Genomic DNA, 22,802 nt, shown 5'->3' on the forward strand with positions numbered 1-22,802 from the left:
TTTAACGCTTGACATCCAATCTCTGATAACGAATCCCAAAACCTCCAATAGGACAATACTCCTATTTAGATATAAATCACTTTCCTTTTCCTAAAGTTTAAGAATGGAATCTTTTGGAAATTTTATCAGATTTTATTTAAGAATAAAAACGGGCTTAAGCATCAAACTGATTTCTTCTCAGAAACGTCTTCTCTCAATTTTTTTTCTTGACGCTTTACAGACTCTTCATGAATGCAATAAAGTAATTCTTTCATGAATTTTTCGCTAAGATTTTTATCCACACCATTCTTGGTTCTGGATTCCATCACTTGCTTCCAGCGATCTGCCTGAAAAACAGTTAGATTATTTTCACGCTTGTGTGAACCAATTTGATCAATAATGGCAAATCTCTCAGCCAATAGATCTAGCAATTGATCATCCAGGTGGTCAACGGCGTTTCTTAAGTCTTGTAGTTTTTCTGACGGGTGCTCATTTTCTACAGGATTTTTGAAATTAATTTGATCTAAAATATCCCTAAGTTGTTGAGGAGTAACTTGTTGTTTGGCATCACTCCATGCATTATCAGGATCATGGTGTGTTTCAATCATTAAACCGTCTAAGCCGAAATTAATCGCACGCTGAGATGTTTCAAGGATCCCTTTTCTGTTACCTACAATGTGACTAGGATCATTGATTACCTGCATACCTTTCCATAACCTTTTCAAGTGAATTGGCATCGACCAATTTGGCTTATTACGGAATTTCTTGTCATAGGCATCACTGAAACCTCTGTGAATTGCAGCAAGCTTATTTACACCTACTGCTTGAAGTCTTTCCAATGCACCTCTCCATAGTTCAAGGTCAGGATTCATTGGATTTTTCACCATCACTGGAATATCCACACCTTTTAGGGCATCAGCAATCTCCTGAACAGCAAATGGGTTTACAGTTGTCCTTGCTCCTATCCATAAGATATCTACTTCATGCTTTAAGGCCAATTCTACGTGCGCTGCATTTCCTACCTCTGTAGTGATGGGTATATTGAGTTTTTCACGTACGATTTCCATCCATTTCAACCCATCTTCTCCGATACCTTCAAAACTTCCCGGCCTAGTTCTTGGCTTCCAAATACCAGCCCTGAATACATCAGGAATAACTTTGGCGGTGATCATGTCTTGGCAAACCTTTTCGATCTGCTCAGGAGTCTCGGCACTACATGGTCCTGCAATAATCAGGTGCTCATTGTCAAGGCCTAAACCCCAGTCTTTTGTTTGTAAGTGATTTTCCATTTCCTTATTCTTCGGTTTAATATTAAAATAAAAAAGCCCGACTCTCTCGAATCGGGCTTCTATGTTTTTTATCTTTTTCTATTTTTTTTCAAGACAATACGCAGCTCCGATTCGACCTTGGGGACGAAAGTAAAAGTAAAAGAAGCTAAAATACGTAGCTGCGAAATTTTTCATGCGTCAAATGTAACCCTTCCACCTTTAAAAATCAAATAGTTAATGACTTTTTTAATTTTTATTCTGCTATTCATTAGAAATGGATGCCCCTTGAGTAACGCATATAAAACCTCAAACAATTGTATTACAATTACTTGCCACGTAAGCTAGGGTATACTAAGACAGCCTAAAAAATCTATTGAGCCTTACAGTCAAGCCTTTATAATTATCGATAACGCATTTAATAAAAACAATTTTACAGGGTCACTTTCCTGCCATCCTTCTGAATGCTGCAAGTGGGCATGCAACAGAAGTAAGGTAAACCGAATTTTGAGTTCCTCCACTCTTATCAAAACATTCATAAGGAGCACCAAAAGATTCTCCTTTTCGGAAATCATTTGCTTTAAGCTCAGCCAGGTATTCCATTGCTAATTTCTGTGCCAATTGAGGATTACTAAAATGTATAGCGAATGCCACCCAACCGGTAGGCGTCCCCCAATATGCTCCATTTTGATAGGTGTTTTTTGCCGCAAGGGACTTTTCCCATACATGGGTTTCATCAAAATCATGGTCCAAGGGTACATGTCTAATATTGCCCCGATGGCTAATGGTACCTTTTTCATAGGCAGTAGCCAAGACCTCGCTTACATGAGCAAGACTTTCACCATCTAATACACCCAAATAAACAGCCAAAGAAGTCCCCCAAACATCGGGTTGAGAACTTTGCCGGGTAGAAGCTTTTAAAAAACCGCTATCATCATTAAATACTTTTGGGATTGCCTCCTTTATCCTTTCTGCCATTTGTTGGTACCTGAAACGTTCTTTTGGATCTTCTATCAACGAATAAAGCTCAGCAAGCTCTTTGGCTGCCCTGTACTTAAGCAAGGAGGGAAACAATAATTTTCCAGTCATTTGAATTGCATCCCTAAAACCAAAATCCACTCCTCTAAATTTCTCGGAAGCAAAAACCAAATGGTCTATCGGTTCTGCAGGAGGAACCTGAAAAGACAAGGCCAATCTGTCCATCAAAGAAAGCCCATTGATTTTTTCGTTAAGGATAGACAGGTCCCCAACCTCTTTAATATAGGTGTATGCCATATGTACAAACAAAAACTGATCTCCATAGGGAGGCAATGTCCCCCATTTTTCTGTTCCCTGATCATTAAAACTGTAGGTTCCCGGAAAATAAATTGGCTGACTATCATCTATTCTGATATGATCTGCAACCGCTCCCACCGGCACCATACTCCCACCTTTGGTGATCCATGTATTGCCGGCTTGAGTTGATGCAGTGAGTATCAACATGTGCTTTTGTTCTGCAGCTGGAATCATTCCTGTTTCTAAGGCCATGGCATAATCTCTGATCCAGAAGCTGGGGTAGGCATTTCTTCCTCCGGGCCTGATCAATACCCCTCCGGTATTATTTGCACCAAATTTTTCAGAAATGAATTGCTTGGGGTAAATGCGAGAGGCTTCCAGCACTGAAGCAGTAAGTTCTTCCAAAAACTGAAATTGATCCTCAGTCAGGACTGTAGCATTTTGCCCAAAAACAAAAGAAGGAAAAAACCAGAACAAAAGACCTATTAATAAGTTAAACCTTGGATTCATTTGAGTTTATTATTTAGCGGTTGGTTAGCAATGAAGGTATTTAAGGTTTTAGCAAGGGACTTATCACTCCCTTGCTTTTGTATTATAAAATGGTGGAGCGGGTTAACTTCGGTGGTCACCCAGCGACTCCCCTGCCCCAATTCAAATGTAAGCGCCCCGGGAGCTAATTCTTCAAAATACTGATCCGGCCCCATGACTGCATAATACACTGTAGCAAGGTCCCAGCTGGGTCTTTGATCTATTAATGTTTTCTTCTCCATATTCCAGAGCCAATCCCTATAGGCAGTTCTTACGATATTACCGGCATTCAATGTTTCCAAAGATCCCCCTGTAAAAACCTTTGCCCCTGCATCCACAAAGTAAGCTGGTTTTGGAAATTGGTCTATTAAATAATCTGTGTAGACGGCAGTATTATTCTTGTAAAAATTCCAATCTTTCACTCCTCCTACCTTCTTATTGGAGGCACCCAATGCCCCTAATGCTACCCAACGTTTAATTTTCTTACTTACCAGATCAAAACCATTCAAAGGGGATATATTATCCGGAATAGACCTTAACAATTCATACAAAGCCTTGGTATGTCCAATGGTAATATAGGTGACGGAATTATCGGGAGCTTTAGCAAGCAATCTCCTGTTCAATATGGTTTGTTCGTAAGCATCATGATTATGAATCAATGTATTTTTATAAGCTATAGTATCTTTGGCTAGCTTTTCAGCCTGCATTTTATCCTTTGGATCTCCAAAACTCAAATCATGGCTGGCTCCTACAGGTATACGGCTTCTCCCGTAATAGACATTGATCGCATCAATTATCCCCACTCCATAAGGTATTTTACCAGAGCTATAAATAACCCCAAGGATTTCCACTTTATCCTGATCAGCAAAATGATGCAACAGTGCCATGGCCCCAACATCATCACAATCGGATCCCATATCTGTATCCAGAATAACTTTCTCAGTTTGGGCCATTGCAATTTCCACCGCGAAATAAAAAGCAAGAAAAAGAAGCCCAAAAACAAACCTGCCTGATGAAGAATTTCTAAATTTTATTTTATACATAAAGGTCAATTTTAAAGAATGATTGAAACATTCCCACAAGTGGCTTTCGGAAAAGCATGTTTAAATTGTATATTTGAGTGTACATCAAATACTTGGAATATTTTTAAAATTAGGCATTCTGAAATAAAAATCTAGGAGGGAAAAGCTTTAGTTTGTCGATAAATCAAACTTTAAACCCTGTCATTAGTTGTTTTTTTAATATCTTTGCGCACTGAAAATGGGAATAAAACTTGGATTTTCTTTTGACAATCTAAAAGTAGCTTTTGCTCACCTCAGCATCAAGGATCTGAAGAGAATGCGAATGCTCTACAGATTGATGAGATACCCTTTTATAGTAAGGCTAGGGATTTTCTTTACCAAAATCTCTTTCAACCTTGGATTACCTATAAAAGCACCACTAAAACGAACCATTTTTGAGCAGTTTTGTGGAGGAGAGAGTTTTGAAACTTCACAAAAAACTGTGAAAAAACTAGGCAACTACAGGGTAAGTTCTGTGTTGGATTATTCAGTTGAGGGGAAAGAGGAGGAGCACATTCTGGAAGCAACGATGGAAGAAATTCTAAATTCAATCCATAAGGCCAAAGGCAATGTTTTGATACCTTTTGCCGTGTTCAAAGTTTCGGGCATAGCTCCTACTTCAATTTTGACGAAGGTTCAAAGCAAGGAAGTGCTTTTACCGCGAGAGAAAAAAAGATTTGAATTGGCCAAGCAAAGGGTATTTAAGCTCTGTGAAGCAGCGGCCAATTCCGGTGTAAAGTTAATGGTGGATGGTGAAGAAAGCTGGTTTCAAGCGGTTACCGACAACTGGATACTCGAAGCCATGAAACTTTACAATAAGGAAGAGGCGATCATCTACAACACCTTCCAGATGTACAGAAAGGTCATGAGTAGAAGGTTAAAAGATGCTCACCATGAATCAGTTGCCAATAGTTTTTACCTTGGAGTAAAACTTGTAAGGGGAGCATATATGGAAAAGGAAAAGAATCGTGCAAAAAAAGAAGGCTATCCTGACCCCATCCATACCACAAAAGAAGCAACGGATGATGCTTTTAATAAAGCCTTGCAATTTTGCATCAATAATAAACAGAGAATATACCTTGTCAATGGTTCCCATAATGAACTGAGCAATATCATACTGACAGAGCTAATGGAGCTGCACGGTTTGAAAAGGGAAGACAGGAGGTTTTACTTCTCCCAGCTATATGGAATGAGCGATCACATAAGTTTCAACTTGGCCAATGCTGGTTTTAACGTGGTCAAGTATGTACCCTATGGGCCGGTAAAGGAGGTACTCCCCTACCTTGGTAGAAGGATAAAAGAAAATTCAGGAATTTCCGACCAAGTCCTTAAAGAACAGACGATGGTCGAAAATGAAATCTTGAGAAGAAAAAATCTAAAAATAGCATAACAAATATTTACCCATGCAATTACTGAACGAACAGGAGATAGAAAGAAGAAAAGACCGGGAGGCATTACTGAATTTGGGCATTGACCCCTATCCGGCACTCTCCTTTCCGATCAATGCCACGGCAGCAGACATACATCAAAATTACAACAATCGTAAAAACGATTATAAGGGAATTACTATTGCCGGAAGACTAATGACCAGGAGAATCATGGGTTCTGCCAGTTTTGCAGAAATTCAAGACAGTACAGGTCGTCTTCAAATTTACGTTAGAAGAGATGACCTTTGCCCGGATGAAGACAAAACCCTCTACAATAAAGTGTTTAAGAAGCTTTTGGGAATAGGTGATTTTATAGGCCTCAAAGGCTTTATTTTCACGACTCAGACCGGGGAAATTTCTTTACATGTTCAGGAATTTACCTTGCTATCGAAATCAGTAAAACCTCTTCCTGTAGTTAAACGGGACGATGAAGGCAATGTATTCGATGGCTTTACCGATCCTGAACTTAGGTACAGGCAACGCTATGTAGACCTTATTGTTAATCCTGAGGTAAGAGAAACTTTCGTTACCAGATCCAAAATCATTTCCTCCATGCGGAGATACTTTGATGACCGCGGGTGGATGGAAGTCGAGACTCCTATTTTACAACAAGTACAGGGTGGGGCTGCGGCAAAGCCTTTTGAAACACATCACAATGCCTTAGATACCCAATTATTCCTTAGGATAGCCAATGAACTGTATTTAAAGCGATTGATTGTAGGTGGTTTTGACGGAGTCTATGACATTGGTAAAATGTTTCGAAATGAGGGCATGGACAGGACCCATAACCCTGAATATACCTGCATGGAAATATATGTGGCTTACAAAGACTATTACTGGATGATGGAAATGGTCGAAGAACTCATATCACAAATTGCTAACCGTGTTTTAGGTACTACACAAGTGAACCTTGGAGAAAAGGTGATCGAATTCGGGGGTCCCTACAAACGATTGTCCATGTTCGAATCTATTCAGAAATATGCAGGAATAGATGTCAGCCAAATGGATGAAAAAGCACTAAGAGAAGTGTGTACCGAAATGGGCATTGAAGTAGATGACAGCATGGGAAAAGGCAAGTTGATCGATGAAATCTTCGGAGAGAAGGTAGAGGAGCACCTTATCCAACCCACCTATATCATCGATTACCCTATAGAAATGACACCGCTTGCTAAAAAACACAGAAGCAAACCGGGACTGGTGGAAAGATTTGAGTTATTTGTCAATGGTAAGGAAATAGCCAATGCTTATACCGAATTGAATGACCCCATCGACCAAAGAGAGCGATTTGAAGACCAACTCAAATTGGCACAAAGAGGGGACGATGAAGCTATGGGCATGGATGAAGATTTTCTTCGTGCATTGGAATACGGCATGCCTCCAACATCCGGCTTAGGTATTGGAATAGACAGGCTTTGCATGATGCTTACAGATCAAAGCACCATTCAGGAAGTTCTATTTTTCCCTCAAATGAAACCGGAGAAAAAAGTAAAAATAGCATCCGATGAAGACTTTATTGAATTGGGAATAAACCCAGGTCTTATTCCTGCTATCAGAGAATTAAACATCCATACCATTGAGCAGTTGAAAGGGTTAAATCCTAACAAACTTTTCAATGATGTATGCGGGAAAAAGAAAAAACTAAAATTAGATGTACCCAACCCAAGTAAGGAAGAGGTATCAAACTGGATTAACGCGTAAAATCGTCCCAAAATCATAACAAAAACCCCTAAGTAAGGTATACTTAGGGGTTTTTTATTTAAAAGTTGGCCTTTGCTATCACCTAAATTTATTTTCAAAACACCTGTTCTAGTGCTCCCAAAAATAGGGAGGCTCCAAGCCCAAGGCCCGAAGGTAAACATAGCCTTGCCCCCTGTGATGGATCTCATTGTCTATAAAATACATCAAAGTGCAATAAATTTTATTTTCATACTGTCCAAAAGCCAATACAGTCTCTTGAAAATCATCCGTTGTAAGCTTTGGAAACCATTCGTCTATTTCGACGGTAGCCTGATCCCAAAGCTCCAACAATCTTTCTTTACTATTTTCCACCGCAAACGCTTCTTTAAGAGGCTCCCATTCACGCGTCACCAAGCCCTTGATACCGGGGCCAGCAATACCTAACAGCTCTTGGACCATTTCTCCAAACGGCCTCATTTCCCCAATTGTGAAATTAAAAAGTTGCTCTTCGGGAAAAGTTTCAATCACCCTGCGGGTGAGCCCACGATGCCCCTGCCAGTGTTTCAATAATTGCTCTTGTGAAATGATCATTTGCTGTGCTTTCGTTTCCATCTTGATGTTTATTTTAAGTGAATATTTAATCTTGAAACAAACTTACTTACAGCAAGTGACAACCCTATGTCAGTAGTTTTATGAAAATTAAGGCCTTGAAGAAATATTTTTTATCAAAGAAAATATCATTAGTTTTATTCGATATAGCCTCCCATGAACAGATTAAATCGACTTACCGCCATTTTGACCCAACTGCAGAGCAAAAGACATATCTCTGCGGAAGAAATCGCCAATAGGTTTGAAATAAGTCTACGTACCGTATACCGAGATATGCGGGCACTTGAGGAAGCCGGTGTCCCAATAACAGGTGAAGCAGGGAAAGGGTACACTTTGGTAGAAGGCTATCGGTTACCACCGGTTATGTTTGATGAAAAAGAGGCCTTTTCTTTATTATTGGCAGAAAAAATAATTGAAAAATTCAGTGATCAGGAAATAAGCCAACACTTCCAATCTGCTCTGATCAAAATTAAATCTGTACTGAAAGACCAGCAAAAATCAGCCATTGATCAATTGGATGAACAAGTAATCTATTATAAACGTGAATTGGATAGCCCTTCAAAAAATGAAAAAGCCATTCAGCGCATCATGTCTGCCCTAGCAACGAATAAGGTTTTGCAATTTAATTACACCTCCTTTATAAAAGAAGAAAATACGAGCCGATCAGTTGAACCTATAGGCATGTACTTTTCATTGGGAAACTGGTACCTTATTGCCTTTTGTAAACTAAGAAATGACTATAGAACTTTTCGGATTGATCGCATACAAAAAATAAATATTACCGAGGAACATTTCACCACCAACCACCCCTCTTTAAAGTCCTACCTAAAAAAGATGGAGGAGGGCAATCAATTAAAAAAAGTAATCATTCAGATGGATCTCTCTCATGTCAAGTATATTGACAACCACAAATACAATCAAGGTTTCGTCTTGCAAGAAAAGATAGACAATAAAGTCCAACTCACTTTTATGGTTGATTCTATCGAGTTTTTTGTCCGATGGATTATTTCTATAGGGGATATTGTCACGGTTATCTCTCCTAAGGCCCTTTCAGAAAGAATGTCAGCATTGCTGAATACCATGACGAGCAAACTACAAGAATCAAATTCGCGGTAAAAAGCCTAAGGATATATTCCGAGCTTTGACCAGTTAACCTATATGTTGGTCAACAAGGATAATATTTCCATCCGGATCTTTAATAACAAAATTATCAGGGCCTTTACCATTTTCATCGGCTTCCCTTTCAAATTTTAGGCCTTGGGTTTTTAAATTTTGTTGAATTTCTCTAACATCTTGGTAATCTTCAATCACATTGGCATCGGCATCCCAGCCGGGGTTAAAGGTCAAAATATTTTCTTCAAACATTCCTTCAAATAGACCAATTAAGGTGTCACCATTTTTCATGATCAGGTAATGATGTTCTAAGGAACCTGCAAAGGGGCTGAAGCCCAGCTTCTCATAAAATTCTTTGGAAGCTTTTAAGTTTTTTACAGCTAGACTTACTGAGAACGCACCAAGTTTCATAATTAAGGGGTTTTAATTGCAATCAATCAAAGCTCCGATTTATTCTAAATCGAATGAAATAAGATTAGGAGAGGATTTACTTAAAATTTGTAAACCCTCCCTATCATTTATTCTACTTAGGCCAGCGACCTTCTACAATATTCAAGACAGTTCTGAACTTCTTTAACAGCATCCGAACCTTCCGGAATTTTATATTCAAGTTCAATGGTAGCCGGAAATTTGTATTTTTTACTTTGTATTTCACTTAGCAACTCCACAATAGGCGTATCACCCTCTCCCCAAGGTAGATTACCTTTTCCGTTTGCCGGGGTTTGTCGGTCCTTGGTATGCATGCTTAAAATGCGCTTGTGCTTTTTCTGAAGTAGTTCAAAAATATCCTTGTAACCGGCAGCAATATAGTGGCCGGCATCGAGATTCAGTGCATTTCGGGGACTTTGCTCCAAGGCAGTGTCCCAAAAGGTTGGGGTTTGTTGGGTATGCCCATGGTAACCCACTGACATTTTATTCTTTTCTCCCATTTTTCCCAACTTTAATGTCCGCGCATCATTTGCAGGATGTTCTAATGTAACATGGCTGGCACCCAAAGCCCTTGCTGCTTTCATCCCGTAAGCAATTTCAGCATCTGTATTGTTCATCCCAAAAGCTCCTGGTTTAAACGCATAAATACTGACACCTGCATCCTTATACATTTTCTGAATTTCTCGAATTTTTTGAAATCAGTTTTCGCACGCCAAGCGGCCACACTTGCAGCATGGTCTTCCGCCTCTTTTTGCAACTCCATAAACTCCTTGGTTTCATCTGCAGACAACTTGCCTCCATCTCTTTTCTTTCGACGCAAGTTGTTGAATCTGCCTCTATCCATAGTAGACTCAGGAATGCCTGCAAAGGATTCCGCAGGGCCACCCATCAACTCTATGGCACTGATCCCGCTGTCTGTAACATATTTGAGGGTTGCTTCGGCACTTTGGTCCGGCAGTGATCGGAAAGAATAAGTGATACATCCGATCTGTACACCATTTATTTTCGAATCAGGTTTATTATAGTTTTTAATTATTGCAGGAGCACCTTTGATCAAGGATGTTGATGCCAAAGCAATGCCGGCAGTACCAAAAAGGGATTTAATTAAAAACGCTCTTCTATTATTCATTGGAATGGAAATTTAGGTTTAAGTTGTAATATAAGAATTGACTGAATAAATATTATTCTTTTTAAGTCAAAAAGGCCAAATAACTAACTGATTCTCTGAAAAAGATGGATTTGAAAGCAAAAAACCTTAAAGTATGACGTATAGATTGAACCAAAACATTTAAACAAACGGTAAAGAATAATTCATTTTTCTAATAGATACATGGTATAAATTGGAATTTAAAAAGTACCTCTAACATACAAATGTTTTAATTTCCCATCTGCTTAATCATTGATCGGATAGAGTAGATACAATTTAAAAAAAATGAAAAAAACCTTTTTCCTTATTCCCCTTTATATTGTGAGTTTCTATTTTTCATCCCTTCTCCTATCCCATGCACAGACAGCTGAGCCAGAACACATCGTTTTAACTTGGAAGGGTGACCCTTCAGAATCACAAAGTGTAACCTGGAGGACAGGCGTAGTGCTTAATAATCCAATTGCCCAATTGGCGCTAGCCAACTCTTCAAGCATTGAAACGGCACTTGACCAAACCTTTCAAGCCACTATTCAGAAAGTAGAAAATATGGAAGGGGTAGTACATTACTACTATTCGGTTACATTTGAGGGGCTGAAACCCGGAGGCACATACCGTTATAGGGTAGGAGATATTGATAATAAAATGAGTGCCTGGAGTCAATTCACCACTACCAATAAAGAGAAGGAACCTTATTCTTTTCTCTACCTAGGAGATATTCAAAATGAAGTTTTTTCCTGGGGAAGTAGGACTATCAGGGCTGCCTATGCCAAAGCACCAAAGGCAGGCTTCATGTTATTTGCAGGAGATTTGATCAATGATGGTCACCAAGATAGCCAGTGGAAAGAATGGTTTAGGGCATTAGGTCATATACGAACGATGAAACCAATCGTTCCTGTAATAGGAAATCATGAATACGATACTTCCCCTGAAAATCCCGATGAAGAGGTAATTTCAATGTATTGGCAGCCTCAGTTTGAGCTCCCGCTAAATGGTCCGGAAGGACTCGAGGAATCTGTCTATTATATCGATTATAAAGACATGAGACTTGTAGTAATGAACAGTTTGGTTGCTTTAAAATCTCCTGAAGAACTTCAAAAACAAAGTGATTATCTTGAAAGAGTCTTAAGTGATAATCCACAAAAGTGGACAGTTGTGTCTTTTCACCATCCATTTTTTACCGCCAGAGACGGAAGGCATGGAAATTATCCGAACCTTCGTAATGCATGGCAACCTATTTTAGAAAAACACAAGGTGGATCTTGTACTTAAAGGCCATGACCATGTATATGCCAGAGGAGCCCATCAAACCAAAACTATTGAAGTTCCTAAGGGTCAAGCAGGGCCTGTATATGTTGTTTCTGTAGCCGGACCAAAAATGTACGGTATTGTTCCGGAAAAACGTTGGATGGATCGTGCGGGTGTCAATACCCAGCTGTATCAGGTAATCACAATAGATGGCGACCTGCTTAAATACCGTGCTTATACGGTTATGGATGAATTATACGATTCTTTTGACTTACAAAAACAAGACAAAGAATACAATATATTTACAGAGCATATATCAAGTCCAAAAGATCCGGAAAACAACTTTCCTAACGGTACAACACTTCGCTCAAAATAATCTTAACTAACCCAAAAGCAGGAAAGCTGAAAGTGCTTTCCCTTGCTTGTGGGCTAATTCGACCCTTCTATTTTCTTACTTTTTCTTTTAAGTCATCAATTATTTTTTCTATAACATACCGATTACTTTCGAGGTCTATGCCAACCTCCGAGGCCAAAGCCTCCAAATCAGGCTCCCTTTCGGAAGTTATGGCCGTTACAGCCAATCTGGCCAACTCATCCAATTTTTTCAGTTCTTGATTGGATTCTTCCTCAGCTTCCGGTTCAAATAGAAGTTCAAGTGGCATTAATTCTATTTCCTTTCGTAAAATTTCTTGGGCTGTATGCTGCATGGAAGGCCGCAAATAAATGTCTGCAATTTTATCCATACCCAAACCGTATTTATTCAAGGCGTCAATTATTGCTTCAAATCCTTTCTCAGTTAAAGCCGTGGCCTGTATGGTCTCTTCTTTCTCATTATAATAAGCTACTGCAAAATGGGGTGACATTTCCCAGTCTTTTAATCCAAGTCTGTAAACGCCACCGGTATAGGAAATGTTGAAGTCCTTTTCCATTTCTTGCACCTGAGGAATGGAAGTCTTTTCTTCGGTAATCACCATCACCAAAGACTCCCCATCATGCACCACAGTTGGTTGGGTAGAACCTGCAAACAACATCATATATGGCACCGGATTCTTTTGTACATCCTCCATAAGGGCGCCTTCATCCTCAATCATTGGATTGACCTCGGTTGCGTAAAAATAAATATCATCAGGACTAAAGCTTGCATAGCCTGATAGGGGACCATAAGTTTGCCAGCAAGAACCATTGAAGCCTATCAGGTTAAACCATAATTCTTTTTCTCCGTCCCGATCTATAATATCTTTTATAGAAGGTGAATACAATAAATAATTTTCACCTGTAAAAACATCTTCCATTCGGTAAAAATGTTTTTCAGGCTGTTCTTTAATTTCAGCAAAGCTAAATCGCCAAGGATTGGCAGATTGAAAAACCATCCAATCAAACTGTTCTTTCTCAAGATTACTAATGGCAGAATGTTTCAGGTATTTGGTAATGAGTCCTCCGTTTTTCATCAACCGATGGATAATGTATTGGGACTTAAGCATATCATACCATTGTCTACCAAATTTATCCGTGATGTGCCGATAGGCCTGTAGCTTTTGATCTGCCTCTTTTCCTAGCTTATCTTTTTCTGTAGCATAAGACAAAAGAAATCTGTCTAAAATGGCTACGCTTAAGGCTGTATTTTGTTCACAAGCCTGCTTTATCTTAAGAAAATCTTCCATGGCTAAAAGATAAGAGGAAATTAACTTTTCATCAAATGATTTTATTCCGGCAGACAAAGAATCTGCTTATCAAAGGCATTCCTTCCAATAAGACCGGACTTTATCTGTTCTTTCAGCTTACTAAAATAAAAAATCCCGGAAACATAAGTTTACGGGATGAAAGATTGATTGACCTAACCGATAAATAAGGCTACCCTACCCAAACAAATCAGTACTTAAGTACCTATCACCTCGATCGCAGGTTATGCAAACTATAGTTCCGGAGGTTAAAGTCTTGGCAAGCTCAATAGCGGCATGTAAAGCTCCCCCACTACTCATACCACCTAAGATACCTTCTTCTTTGGCCATTCTTCTTGTCATCTGCGTGGCTTGTTCTTGGCTCACATCAATGACTTGATCTACCCTTTCGGGTTCAAATATTTTTGGTAAAAATTCAGGTGACCACCTTCTAATTCCGGGAATACTAGAACCTTCAGTAGGCTGGGTACCCACTATTTGGATGGCTGAATTTTGCTCTTTCAAATACCTGGACACTCCCATAATGGTACCTGTGGTTCCCATTGCTGAAACAAAATGAGTTATTTCTCCATTAGTTGCCTCATAAATCTCCGGCCCGGTGGTATGGTAATGCGCCAAATAATTATCAGGGTTAGCGAATTGATTGAGCATAAAATAGCCTTGGTCCTTAGCCATTTCTTCAGCCAAGGTTCTGGAGTATTCAATGGACTTTTCTGCAGGGGTTAAAATAACTTTCGCCCCATAAGCTTCCATGGCCAACACCCTTTCTCTTGTAGCATTGTCGGGCATTATCAATGTCATTTCAACACCCAATAGATTGGCAACCATGGCCAAGGCAATTCCGGTATTCCCTGAGGTGGCCTCAACCAATTTGTCTCCTTTTGCAATCTCACCTCGGTCTAGTGCAGACTGAATCATATGATAGGCTGCACGGTCTTTTACTGAACCTCCGGGATTTTGCCCTTCCAGCTTGCAATAAATTTTAACCTTAGGATTTACGGGGATATTTTCAAGTTCAATTAAAGGGGTATTCCCTATTAATTCAAATAGCTTCATAGTTGTGATTATCAGGCTTCACTTTTCAACACATAAAAATCTGTGAGATTGGAGGCGTCATCAAGTAATTTGGTTTGATAATAAATTTTACTTTTTGCAGGGATGCTTTTCGTCAGCCAAACATTTCCACCAACCACACTGCCTTTACCAATTACCGTATCGCCTCCCAAAATGGTAGCTCCGGCATAGATCACCACATCATCCTCAATGGTTGGATGTCTTTTCTTATCCGCATCTTCTTTCTTCACACTTAAGGCTCCAAGTGTTACGCCTTGATAAATTTTAACCCTGTCCCCTACAATAGTTGTTTCACCTATCACTATTCCTGTGGCATGATCAATGCAGAAAAACCTTCCTATACTTGCACCGGGATGAATATCCACACCGGTCTTGCTATGCGCGTGTTCCGTGATCATTCGAGGAATTAAGGCAACCCCCAAGCGATGTAACAAATGCGCTACTCTATAGGCCGAAATCGCATAAAATCCCGGGTAACAACGAATAATTTCAGTTTTTGACTTAGCTGCCGGGTCACCTTTAAACATGGCATCCAGGTCTTCGTGTAATTTATCATAAACCTCATTCTCAAGTTCATCGAAAAATTGGCTAGCCAATGCCTCTCCATCAGACTGATGAAGTGCAACGTTCTTTCTTAGAATTGCACCAAGTTGCAAGTTTAATTCGGAGAATTTTGCCTGCAAGCTAGCCTTATCTTTCAATACTTCATTTGCATGTTCAGGAAACATGAGTCCTAAAACTTCACCAAAAAATCGATTGATGACCTTGGGAGAAGGACAGCCCGGGCATAGGCTGTGGGCCTTTTGTAATCGGCTTAAGAATGGGTCCATACTTTATTTACTACTTTAGAATACAAAACCGACACGGAAAACATATGGTTCATTATAATTTGACCTTTTGTTGTCATAACTGAAATTATACAAGGCCATGATATTCATTCCACCTCTATCTCCGAAAGGAACAAAATAACCTGCCCCTCCAAATAATCCAGGTACCCACTCTCTATAATAAGTCACTTCGTTGTTCGCGCCTATATACGGCACTTCCAAATTCAAAGATTCGTATTCAGCATGCAGAAATATTTGACGAAAGATATTGTATCGGTTAAACACCCTTCCACCATATACATGTGAAACACCATCTATGTAATTCTTATTATTGTAATACTGATAGGTAGCACCTATGCCCGCAGAATACTTCTCAGTAATCATGGCTCCGGCCAAAGGGGAAATGTCTATATAAGTAATCCTTCCAAGCTGCAGGCTAAAGTTTCCTCCAAAATACAGTCTTTCTGACAAAGGTGGGTTTTCCTCCTCGTAGATAACACGCTGCGCATGAACCTCGTTATTAAGGCAACAAGCAAAAAATACCGCCAACAAAGCGGATAGCACAAATTTATTCTTCCTTAATGACATACAAGTCTTCCGTTTTTCTTTTCATCAAATAGCGTTCACGAGCAAATTTCTCAAGCAACTCAAAATTGCTTAGCAATTCCTCTCGTTCAATTTGGATTTTCTCCTTTCGTTCTTGATAAAATTCCTTTTGCTTCTCAAGTTCATTTAACTTTGAACGAAGTTTGAAATGGCTGATGATATCATTGCTATCAATAAAAACCATCCAAGTAATGAATAAAACGGTAAAAACGAAGTAGAAGTTTTTGGTATACTTTAAATATTTGGCCATAATCTGCTTCAATGTTTGTACAAATATATCAAAAGAAATACAATCCTGCCTTCAAGGTACTCGAAAATAAAGGAGAATCCATTTTTTAGGTTTGCCAATACCCTCGCTAATTCCATTCCCCTTGAATACAACGGGACACTACCGTTTTATTGATTAATGTTTATTTGGCTCAATCATTGGAATAAAAATCAAAGCAAAAAAAAACCTTTTCAGGAAATTCCCGAAAAGGTTTTTTATTTATTTTTGGCAAGGGATTAAAATTTTAACCCTGGGAAGTAAGCTGAATCCCCTAATTGCTCCTCAATTCTTAACAATTGATTGTACTTGGCCATTCTATCAGACCTGGAAGCAGAACCGGTTTTGATTTGTCCGGTATTCAATGCTACAGCAAGGTCAGCAATGGTAGAATCTTCAGTTTCACCGGAACGGTGAGACATCACAGATTTGTATTTGTTTCTATGGCAAAGATCCACTGCATTGATGGTTTCTGTCAAAGAACCGATTTGATTTACTTTCACCAAAAGTGCATTGGCAATGTTTTCATCAATTCCTTTTTGCAATCTATCCACATTGGTTACAAACAAGTCATCACCAACGATCTGAATTTTGTCACCGACATATTCAGTCATTAATTTCCAACCTTCCCAATCATCTTCTTGCATTCCATCTTCAATGGACTTGATAGGGTATTTGCTTACCCAATCCTTCCAGTAATCCGCCATTTGAGCAGAGGTCAATTCATCACCGGTAGATTTTTTGAATACATAAAGTCCTTTTTCTTCATCGTAAAATTCAGAAGAAGCCGCGTCCATGGCGATAAAAACATCTTCACCTGGTCTAAAACCTGCTTTTTCAATGGCTTGAAGTACCACTTCTACAGCTTCCACATTGGAGCGTAAGTTAGGAGCAAATCCACCCTCATCTCCAACGTTTGTACTTAAACCTTTGGCTTTCAATACGGCTTTAAGGTTATGAAAAATTTGGGTTCCCATTCTCAAAGATTCAGAGAAAGAAGAAGCACCAGCAGGCATTACCATAAATTCTTGAAAATCGATGGCATTATCCGCATGAGAACCTCCATTTAGAATGTTCATCATTGGCACAGGAAGTGTATTGGCATTCACTCCACCAATGTATCTGTAAAGCGGCTGTCCGGACTCCATGGCTGCAGCCTTAGCAACGGCTAGGGAAACACCCAAGATAGCGTTAGCGCCAAGCTTCGACTTGTTGTTGGTCCCATCCAGGCTCAACATGATGTCGTCAATTTGATTTTGCTCAAAAATATCAAATCCGATAAGTTCTGGAGCAATAACATCATTTACATTAGCAACGGCTTTTAGCACACCTTTGCCCATATAAACATCCTTGTCATTGTCTCTAAGTTCTACAGCTTCGTGAACGCCTGTTGAAGCGCCACTAGGTACAGCTGCTCTTCCAAAAGCACCGGTTTCAGTAAAAACATCTACTTCTACAGTAGGGTTTCCACGGGAGTCTAAAATTTGTCTTGCGTGGATCGATTGAATTAATGTCATATCAATATAAAGGTTAATGAATTATTTCTGAATTTGTGAAATAAATTGATCAAATAAATACCTTGAATCATGTGGCCCGGGAGAACTCTCCGGGTGATACTGAACAGAAAAAGCCGGTTTATTGGTAAGTTTAATACCTGCAACCGTACCATCATTTAAGTGGTAATGAGTTATTTCCAATTCTTTATTGTTATCAATATCATCTTTATTCACCACAAAACCATGATTCTGAGAGGTAATTTCGCTTTTACCTGTCAAAATATTTTTGATTGGGTGGTTGAGGCCTCGGTGACCATGATGCATTTTGTAAGTTCCTACACCACAAGCTCTTGCCAGAATCTGATGGCCAAGACAAATGCCAAAGAGTGGTTTACCCAAAGTTAAAATTTCTTTGGTGGTATCTACAGCATATTCCATTACTGCAGGATCCCCAGGCCCATTGGAAAGGAAGTAAGCATCCGGATTCCATTTTTCCATTTCCTGCAGACTGGTTTTGGCAGGATAAACCTGGCAATAGACACCTCTGTCTACAAGGCAACGTAAAATATTACGTTTGATCCCATAATCTACACAAGCGATTTTAATGGGCGCATCAGGATCCCCTATAAAGTAAGGGCTTTTGGTAGAGACGGTTGAAGAAAGTTCAAGCCCATTCATATCCGGCACCTTGGCCAATTCGGCCTTTAGGCTTTCTACATCTTCATATTCTGAACTAATGATGGCATTCATTGCTCCTTTAGACCGAATATGCCTTACCAATTTCCGTGTATCTACATCAGCAATACCGGTAATATTATGATGTTCTAGATATTCTTGAAGAGAGGATTTAGCATCTACTCTACTGTAAATATTGGAGAAGTCATTGACCACAATTCCTGCGATCAAAGGCGCTTCAGACTCTGATTCTTCATCAATCACACCGTAATTTCCTATGTGAGGTGTGGTATTGACAATAATTTGCCCAGTATAGGATGGGTCTGTATAAATCTCTTGATAGCCGGTCATCCCTGTATTGAAACAGATTTCACCTCCATTGGTGCCATGGCTACCAACAAGGCTTCCGGTAAACACAGTACCATCAGCTAAAAGAAGTATTGCTTTTTTCTTTTTCATATCAAATTTTGCTATGCAAATTTAAGAATTTTCTAATTTGTAGAAAGCTTTCGGCCAAAAGGATATAAAAAAAGGGACTGAACAAAAAGTCCAATCCCTATTAAATATTAAAGAAAGAATCGCATAGATTAAATTACTCTGCTTTTTTATCTTCATCCTTATTTTCAGTCGTTTCATCCGAAACATCTGCAGAAGCGTCTGCTTCAGGTGTTTTTTCAGCTTCAGGACTTTCTTTAGCTTCAGTAGTAGTAGCAGCTTCAGCTGTTCCTTTTCCAGAACCTCTTCTACTTCTTCTACTTGCTTTCTTAACAGGTTTGTCCTCTTTCAACATTAATTCGTTGAAATCCACCAATTCAATGATACACATTTCAGCGTTATCACCCAATCTAAAACCAGTTTTGATAATCCTTGTATATCCACCTGGACGGTTACCAACTTTCTCTACTACTTCTCCGAAAAGAAGTTTGATGGCTTCCTTGTTTCTAAGGTAGCTAAATGTTATCCTTCTATTGTGAGTAGTATCTTCTTTGGCCTTAGTGATCAAAGGTTCGATATATTTCCTCAACTCTTTGGCTTTGGCAAGGGTGGTACTGATACGCTTGTGTTCCAAAAGAGACTTGGCCATATTCGAAAGCATGGCCTTTCTATGTGAGGCGGTTCTACCCAAATGGTTAAATTTCTTACCGTGTCTCATTTTTAATTATTCTTCATCAAGTTTATACTTAGACAGATCCATACCGAAGGTCAAGCCTTTTTCCTGGATTAGTTGTTCCAATTCTGCCAAAGATTTCTTACCAAAGTTCCTGAATTTCATCATGTCAGAAATTTCAAGTTTGGCCAGATCTCCAAGACTCTTTACATCAGCAGCTTTCAAACAGTTATAAGCTCTGACAGAAAGATCCAAATCGCTCAAAGAAGTTTTAAGCAGTTTCCTCATGTGAAGGTATTCTTCATCAATTGGTTCGATGGCACCACTTCCGGGAGCATCGATAACCATTGTTTGATCAGAAAACAACATGAAGTGTTGAATCAATATCTTGGCAGATTCTTGTAGGGCTTTTTCAGGATGTATAGATCCGTCAGTGCTAACTTCCATGATCAATTGCTCATAGTCAGTCTTTTGCTCCACCCTGGTATTTTCGATCCTGTATTTTACATTCTTAATAGGTGTAAAAACAGCATCTACAGAAATAGTACCATAAATCTGTTCTTTAGGCTTGGATTCTTCTGCTGGAAGGTATCCTCTACCTTTATCAATGGTAAGTTCTATTTCAAGGTTTTTTGATTTATCCAAGTGACATATGACCAAATCAGGATTCAAAACTTCAAAAGAGGTTGTGTATTTGGCAATATCACCTGCTGTAAAAACATCCTGATTTTTTACTTCCACTGTAATTTTATTATCAATGGCATCATGGATTTTTTTAAATCTAACCTGCTTAAGGTTAAGGATAATATCTGTAACGTCTTCAACCACTCCCTCAATACTGGAGAATTCATGTACTACACCGGGTAATTTAACGGCTGTAATAGCATATCCTTCCAGTGAAGACAAAAGAATCCTTCTGAGGGCATTTCCGATGGTAACCCCGTACCCTTTTTCAAGTGGCTTAAAGGTAAACAGTCCGTGAAAATCGTCTGCTTTTTCCATTACCACTTTCTCTGGCATTTGAAATGCTAATATGGACATATCTTTTATTCTTTTTATAGGAATGTAAATGATTACTTAGAGTACAATTCAACGATAAGTTGTTCTTTAATGTTCTCAGGAATATCTTCTCTTAAGGGAACACTTACAAACTTACCACTTAGGGACCCATTGTCCCATTCCAACCAACTGTATCTGGTTGTTCCTTTGCCTCTTAAACTTTCGGTTATTGCTTCCAAAGATTTAGATTTCTCTCTAACAGCAACAACATCACCTGGCTTCAATTGGAATGAAGGAATGTTAACAACAGTACCATTTACAAGAATATGCTTATGGGATACCAATTGACGAGCTCCTCTTCTGGTTGGAGCAATTCCAAGTCTATAAACCGAGTTATCCAAACGACCTTCCAACAACTGCAACAAGTTTTCACCGGTAACTCCTTTTTTCCTGGAAGCGGTATCAAACATTTTAGCAAATTGTCTTTCCAATACACCATAGATGTATTTGGCCTTTTGTTTCTCCATCAATTGAATGGCGAATTCAGACTGTTTTTTACGTCTTCCTCTGCCATGCATTCCCGGAGGATAATTTTTCTTTTGAAGCACTTTGCTTTGCCCTTCAATGGGCTCGCCAAATTTTCTGGCAATTTTTGCTTTTGGACCTCTATATCTAGCCATGCTATATTTTCTTTAAATTAAACTCTTCTGCGTTTTGGAGGACGACAACCGTTGTGAGGTAGTGGAGTAACATCAGTTATAGTAGTTACATCCAATCCTACATTTTGTAGGGTTCTGATAGCAGATTCTCTACCCGCTCCAGGACCTTTCACAAATACTTCGATCTTTCTCAGACCGAGGTCATACGCAACCTGCCCACAGTTTTGAGCAGCCATTTGAGCAGCATAAGGAGTGTTCTTCTTAGAACCCCTAAATCCCATCTTACCAGCAGAAGCCCAAGAAATCACTTGTCCTGAATTGTTGGTAATGGAAATAATGATATTGTTGAAAGAAGCTTTGATATGGGCCTGTCCCACAGCTTCAACTTTAACAACCCGCTTCTTAGCCTTTGTCTTTTCGTTTCTTTTCTGAGCCATAATCTATGTCAGGATTTATTTAGTCGCTTTCTTCTTGTTGGCAACAGTTTTTCTCTTACCTTTTCTGGTTCTGGCGTTGTTTTTAGTTTTTTGGCCACGAACGGGAAGTCCCTTTCTGTGTCTCAAACCTCTATAACAACCAATATCCATCAACCTCTTGATACTCAACTGTACTTCAGATTTAAGTACACCTTCAGTCTTGAATTCTTCAGAAATGATATTCCTGATAGCAGTAGATTCATCATCTGTCCACTCTCCGGCTTTCTTGTCTAAAGAAATACCTGCTTTATCTAGTATGGCTTTAGCCGTACTTCTGCCGATACCAAAAATATAGGTAAGGCCTATTACACCACGTTTATTGTCCGGTATATCGACACCTGCAATTCTAGCCATAGTATTTAACCTTGTCTTTGTTTAAACTTCGGATTCTTTTTGTTGATGACATAAAGCTTTCCTTTTCTTCGGATCACTTTGCAGTCAGCACTTCTTTTCTTAATAGATGCTTTAACTTTCATATCAATACTAATTTTCCTATTTGATACTCCTTAATCGCTCCCTATCAACTTACTTGTATCGATAGACAATTCTACCTTTGGTAAGATCATAAGGGGACATTTCTAACTTAACCTTATCTCCGGGCAAAATTTTGATGTAGTTCATCCGCATCTTTCCGGAAATATGTGCAATCAATTGGTGACCATTCTCAAGTTCCACCTTAAACATTGCATTAGACAATGCTTCAACGATGGTACCGTCCTGTTCAATAGATGCTTGTTTAGCCATAATTAAAATTTATAATTCTCTTCTATAAAACGATGTGTTGTCAAGATTTCGGTTCTATTCTCTAGTATCGCTACAGTGTGTTCATAATGAGCAGAAGGCTTTCTGTCAGCAGTCCTGATCGTCCAGCCATCTCGTTCTTGAACCACATTACGGGTACCCAAGTTAACCATTGGCTCTATTGCTATCACCATCCCTCCTTTAAGTTTGGCCCCACTCCCTCTTTTTCCCCAATTGGGAACTTCAGGTGATTCGTGCAGCTGCTTACCAACTCCGTGACCTACTAATTCTCTAACAACAGTATATCCTTTTGCTTCTACAAATTTTTGTATTGCATTACCGATATCACCAACACGGTTACCAAAAACCGCTTTTTCTATCCCTAAATAAAGGGATTCCTTTGTAGCTTTTAAAAGTGCAATCGTTTTGGGAGAAACTTCACC

Annotated in this window: 24 protein-coding genes and 1 pseudogene; 4 read left to right on the top strand and 21 right to left on the bottom strand. The window is 39.2% G+C overall.

Annotated features, from left to right (window positions below):
* Positions 1-161: 161 nt before the first annotated feature.
* The 3 genes from AAC037_RS02150 to AAC037_RS02160 form a co-directional block, all read right to left on the bottom strand.
* On the bottom strand, positions 162-1,268 hold the full coding sequence (locus tag AAC037_RS02150; RefSeq protein WP_339901295.1) for a chorismate mutase: 1,107 nt from the start codon (positions 1,266-1,268) through the stop codon (positions 162-164).
* A 417-nt stretch (positions 1,269-1,685) separates the two neighbouring features.
* Entirely contained in the window at positions 1,686-3,029 is a 1,344-nt protein-coding gene (locus AAC037_RS02155; RefSeq protein WP_339901297.1) for a hypothetical protein, read from the bottom strand.
* Complete coding sequence (locus tag AAC037_RS02160) at positions 3,026-4,090, bottom strand: nucleoside hydrolase (protein ID WP_339901298.1); 1,065 nt, start codon at positions 4,088-4,090, stop codon at positions 3,026-3,028. The genes AAC037_RS02155 and AAC037_RS02160 overlap by 4 nt, the downstream gene beginning before the upstream one ends.
* 217 nt (positions 4,091-4,307) lie before the next feature.
* On the opposite strand from AAC037_RS02160, the gene AAC037_RS02165 reads away from it, so the two are divergent.
* Positions 4,308-5,498: a proline dehydrogenase family protein gene (locus AAC037_RS02165; protein ID WP_339901300.1), complete on the top strand. Its 1,191-nt coding sequence runs from the start codon at positions 4,308-4,310 to the stop codon at positions 5,496-5,498.
* Positions 5,499-5,511: 13 nt separating this feature from the next.
* Entirely contained in the window at positions 5,512-7,233 is a 1,722-nt protein-coding gene (lysS, locus tag AAC037_RS02170; RefSeq protein WP_339901302.1) for a lysine--tRNA ligase, read from the top strand.
* A 108-nt stretch (positions 7,234-7,341) separates the two neighbouring features.
* Here the strand turns inward: lysS and AAC037_RS02175 are convergent, their stop codons facing one another.
* Positions 7,342-7,824 carry a DinB family protein gene (locus AAC037_RS02175; RefSeq protein ID WP_339901303.1) on the bottom strand — a complete coding sequence of 161 codons (483 nt, stop codon included), beginning with the start codon at positions 7,822-7,824 and terminating at the stop codon, positions 7,342-7,344.
* Between the two features lie 153 nt (positions 7,825-7,977).
* On the opposite strand from AAC037_RS02175, the gene AAC037_RS02180 reads away from it, so the two are divergent.
* On the top strand, positions 7,978-8,937 hold the full coding sequence (locus AAC037_RS02180) for a YafY family protein (RefSeq protein WP_339901304.1): 960 nt from the start codon (positions 7,978-7,980) through the stop codon (positions 8,935-8,937).
* Between the two features lie 33 nt (positions 8,938-8,970).
* Here AAC037_RS02180 and AAC037_RS02185 read toward each other — a convergent pair whose 3' ends face one another.
* Entirely contained in the window at positions 8,971-9,345 is a 375-nt protein-coding gene (locus tag AAC037_RS02185) for a VOC family protein (RefSeq protein ID WP_339901305.1), read from the bottom strand.
* Between the two features lie 116 nt (positions 9,346-9,461).
* Positions 9,462-10,492: pseudogene (locus AAC037_RS02190) on the bottom strand (TIM barrel protein).
* Between the two features lie 303 nt (positions 10,493-10,795).
* On the opposite strand from AAC037_RS02190, the gene AAC037_RS02195 reads away from it, so the two are divergent.
* Positions 10,796-12,130 (top strand): metallophosphoesterase family protein, encoded by a 1,335-nt coding sequence (locus tag AAC037_RS02195; RefSeq protein ID WP_339901307.1) that lies wholly within the window; start codon positions 10,796-10,798, stop codon positions 12,128-12,130.
* Positions 12,131-12,197: 67 nt separating this feature from the next.
* On the opposite strand, the gene AAC037_RS02200 is transcribed toward AAC037_RS02195, so the two are convergent.
* The 15 genes from AAC037_RS02200 to map all read right to left on the bottom strand — a co-directional run.
* Complete coding sequence (locus AAC037_RS02200; RefSeq protein ID WP_339901309.1) at positions 12,198-13,472, bottom strand: hypothetical protein; 1,275 nt, start codon at positions 13,470-13,472, stop codon at positions 12,198-12,200.
* A gap of 138 nt (positions 13,473-13,610) precedes the next feature.
* The gene (gene cysM / locus AAC037_RS02205) at positions 13,611-14,489 is read right to left on the bottom strand and encodes a cysteine synthase CysM (RefSeq protein ID WP_339901310.1); all 879 of its coding nucleotides are present in this window, start codon (positions 14,487-14,489) and stop codon (positions 13,611-13,613) included.
* A gap of 11 nt (positions 14,490-14,500) precedes the next feature.
* Complete coding sequence (locus AAC037_RS02210) at positions 14,501-15,337, bottom strand: serine acetyltransferase (RefSeq protein WP_339901311.1); 837 nt, start codon at positions 15,335-15,337, stop codon at positions 14,501-14,503.
* 15 nt (positions 15,338-15,352) lie between these two features.
* Positions 15,353-15,922 carry a hypothetical protein gene (locus AAC037_RS02215; RefSeq protein ID WP_339901312.1) on the bottom strand — a complete coding sequence of 190 codons (570 nt, stop codon included), beginning with the start codon at positions 15,920-15,922 and terminating at the stop codon, positions 15,353-15,355.
* Positions 15,903-16,190: a septum formation initiator family protein gene (locus tag AAC037_RS02220; protein ID WP_339901313.1), complete on the bottom strand. Its 288-nt coding sequence runs from the start codon at positions 16,188-16,190 to the stop codon at positions 15,903-15,905. The genes AAC037_RS02215 and AAC037_RS02220 overlap by 20 nt, the downstream gene beginning before the upstream one ends.
* Positions 16,191-16,444: 254 nt before the next feature.
* Complete coding sequence (gene eno, locus AAC037_RS02225) at positions 16,445-17,722, bottom strand: phosphopyruvate hydratase (protein ID WP_339901315.1); 1,278 nt, start codon at positions 17,720-17,722, stop codon at positions 16,445-16,447.
* Between the two features lie 21 nt (positions 17,723-17,743).
* Positions 17,744-18,835 (bottom strand): glutamine-hydrolyzing carbamoyl-phosphate synthase small subunit, encoded by a 1,092-nt coding sequence (gene carA, locus AAC037_RS02230; protein ID WP_339901316.1) that lies wholly within the window; start codon positions 18,833-18,835, stop codon positions 17,744-17,746.
* A gap of 133 nt (positions 18,836-18,968) precedes the next feature.
* A complete protein-coding gene (rplQ, locus tag AAC037_RS02235; RefSeq protein WP_339901318.1) occupies positions 18,969-19,529 on the bottom strand; it encodes a 50S ribosomal protein L17 in 561 nt (186 codons plus the stop codon).
* Positions 19,530-19,535: 6 nt separating this feature from the next.
* On the bottom strand, positions 19,536-20,525 hold the full coding sequence (locus AAC037_RS02240; protein WP_303613604.1) for a DNA-directed RNA polymerase subunit alpha: 990 nt from the start codon (positions 20,523-20,525) through the stop codon (positions 19,536-19,538).
* A gap of 32 nt (positions 20,526-20,557) precedes the next feature.
* On the bottom strand, positions 20,558-21,163 hold the full coding sequence (rpsD, locus tag AAC037_RS02245; protein WP_339901322.1) for a 30S ribosomal protein S4: 606 nt from the start codon (positions 21,161-21,163) through the stop codon (positions 20,558-20,560).
* A gap of 17 nt (positions 21,164-21,180) precedes the next feature.
* Complete coding sequence (gene rpsK, locus AAC037_RS02250; protein ID WP_014020645.1) at positions 21,181-21,579, bottom strand: 30S ribosomal protein S11; 399 nt, start codon at positions 21,577-21,579, stop codon at positions 21,181-21,183.
* Between the two features lie 15 nt (positions 21,580-21,594).
* Entirely contained in the window at positions 21,595-21,972 is a 378-nt protein-coding gene (gene rpsM / locus AAC037_RS02255) for a 30S ribosomal protein S13 (RefSeq protein ID WP_014020644.1), read from the bottom strand.
* A gap of 5 nt (positions 21,973-21,977) precedes the next feature.
* A complete protein-coding gene (gene ykgO / locus AAC037_RS02260; RefSeq protein ID WP_009053196.1) occupies positions 21,978-22,094 on the bottom strand; it encodes a type B 50S ribosomal protein L36 in 117 nt (38 codons plus the stop codon).
* A gap of 49 nt (positions 22,095-22,143) precedes the next feature.
* Positions 22,144-22,362, bottom strand: a complete 219-nt coding sequence (gene infA / locus AAC037_RS02265; protein WP_014020643.1) for a translation initiation factor IF-1 — start codon at positions 22,360-22,362, stop codon at positions 22,144-22,146.
* A gap of 2 nt (positions 22,363-22,364) precedes the next feature.
* On the bottom strand, positions 22,365-22,802 hold a 438-nt coding region (map, locus tag AAC037_RS02270; protein ID WP_339901323.1), incomplete at its 5' end, for a type I methionyl aminopeptidase.

It is taken from the genome of uncultured Cyclobacterium sp., assembly GCF_963976465.1.
Taxonomy (GTDB): Bacteria; Bacteroidota; Bacteroidia; order Cytophagales; family Cyclobacteriaceae; genus Cyclobacterium.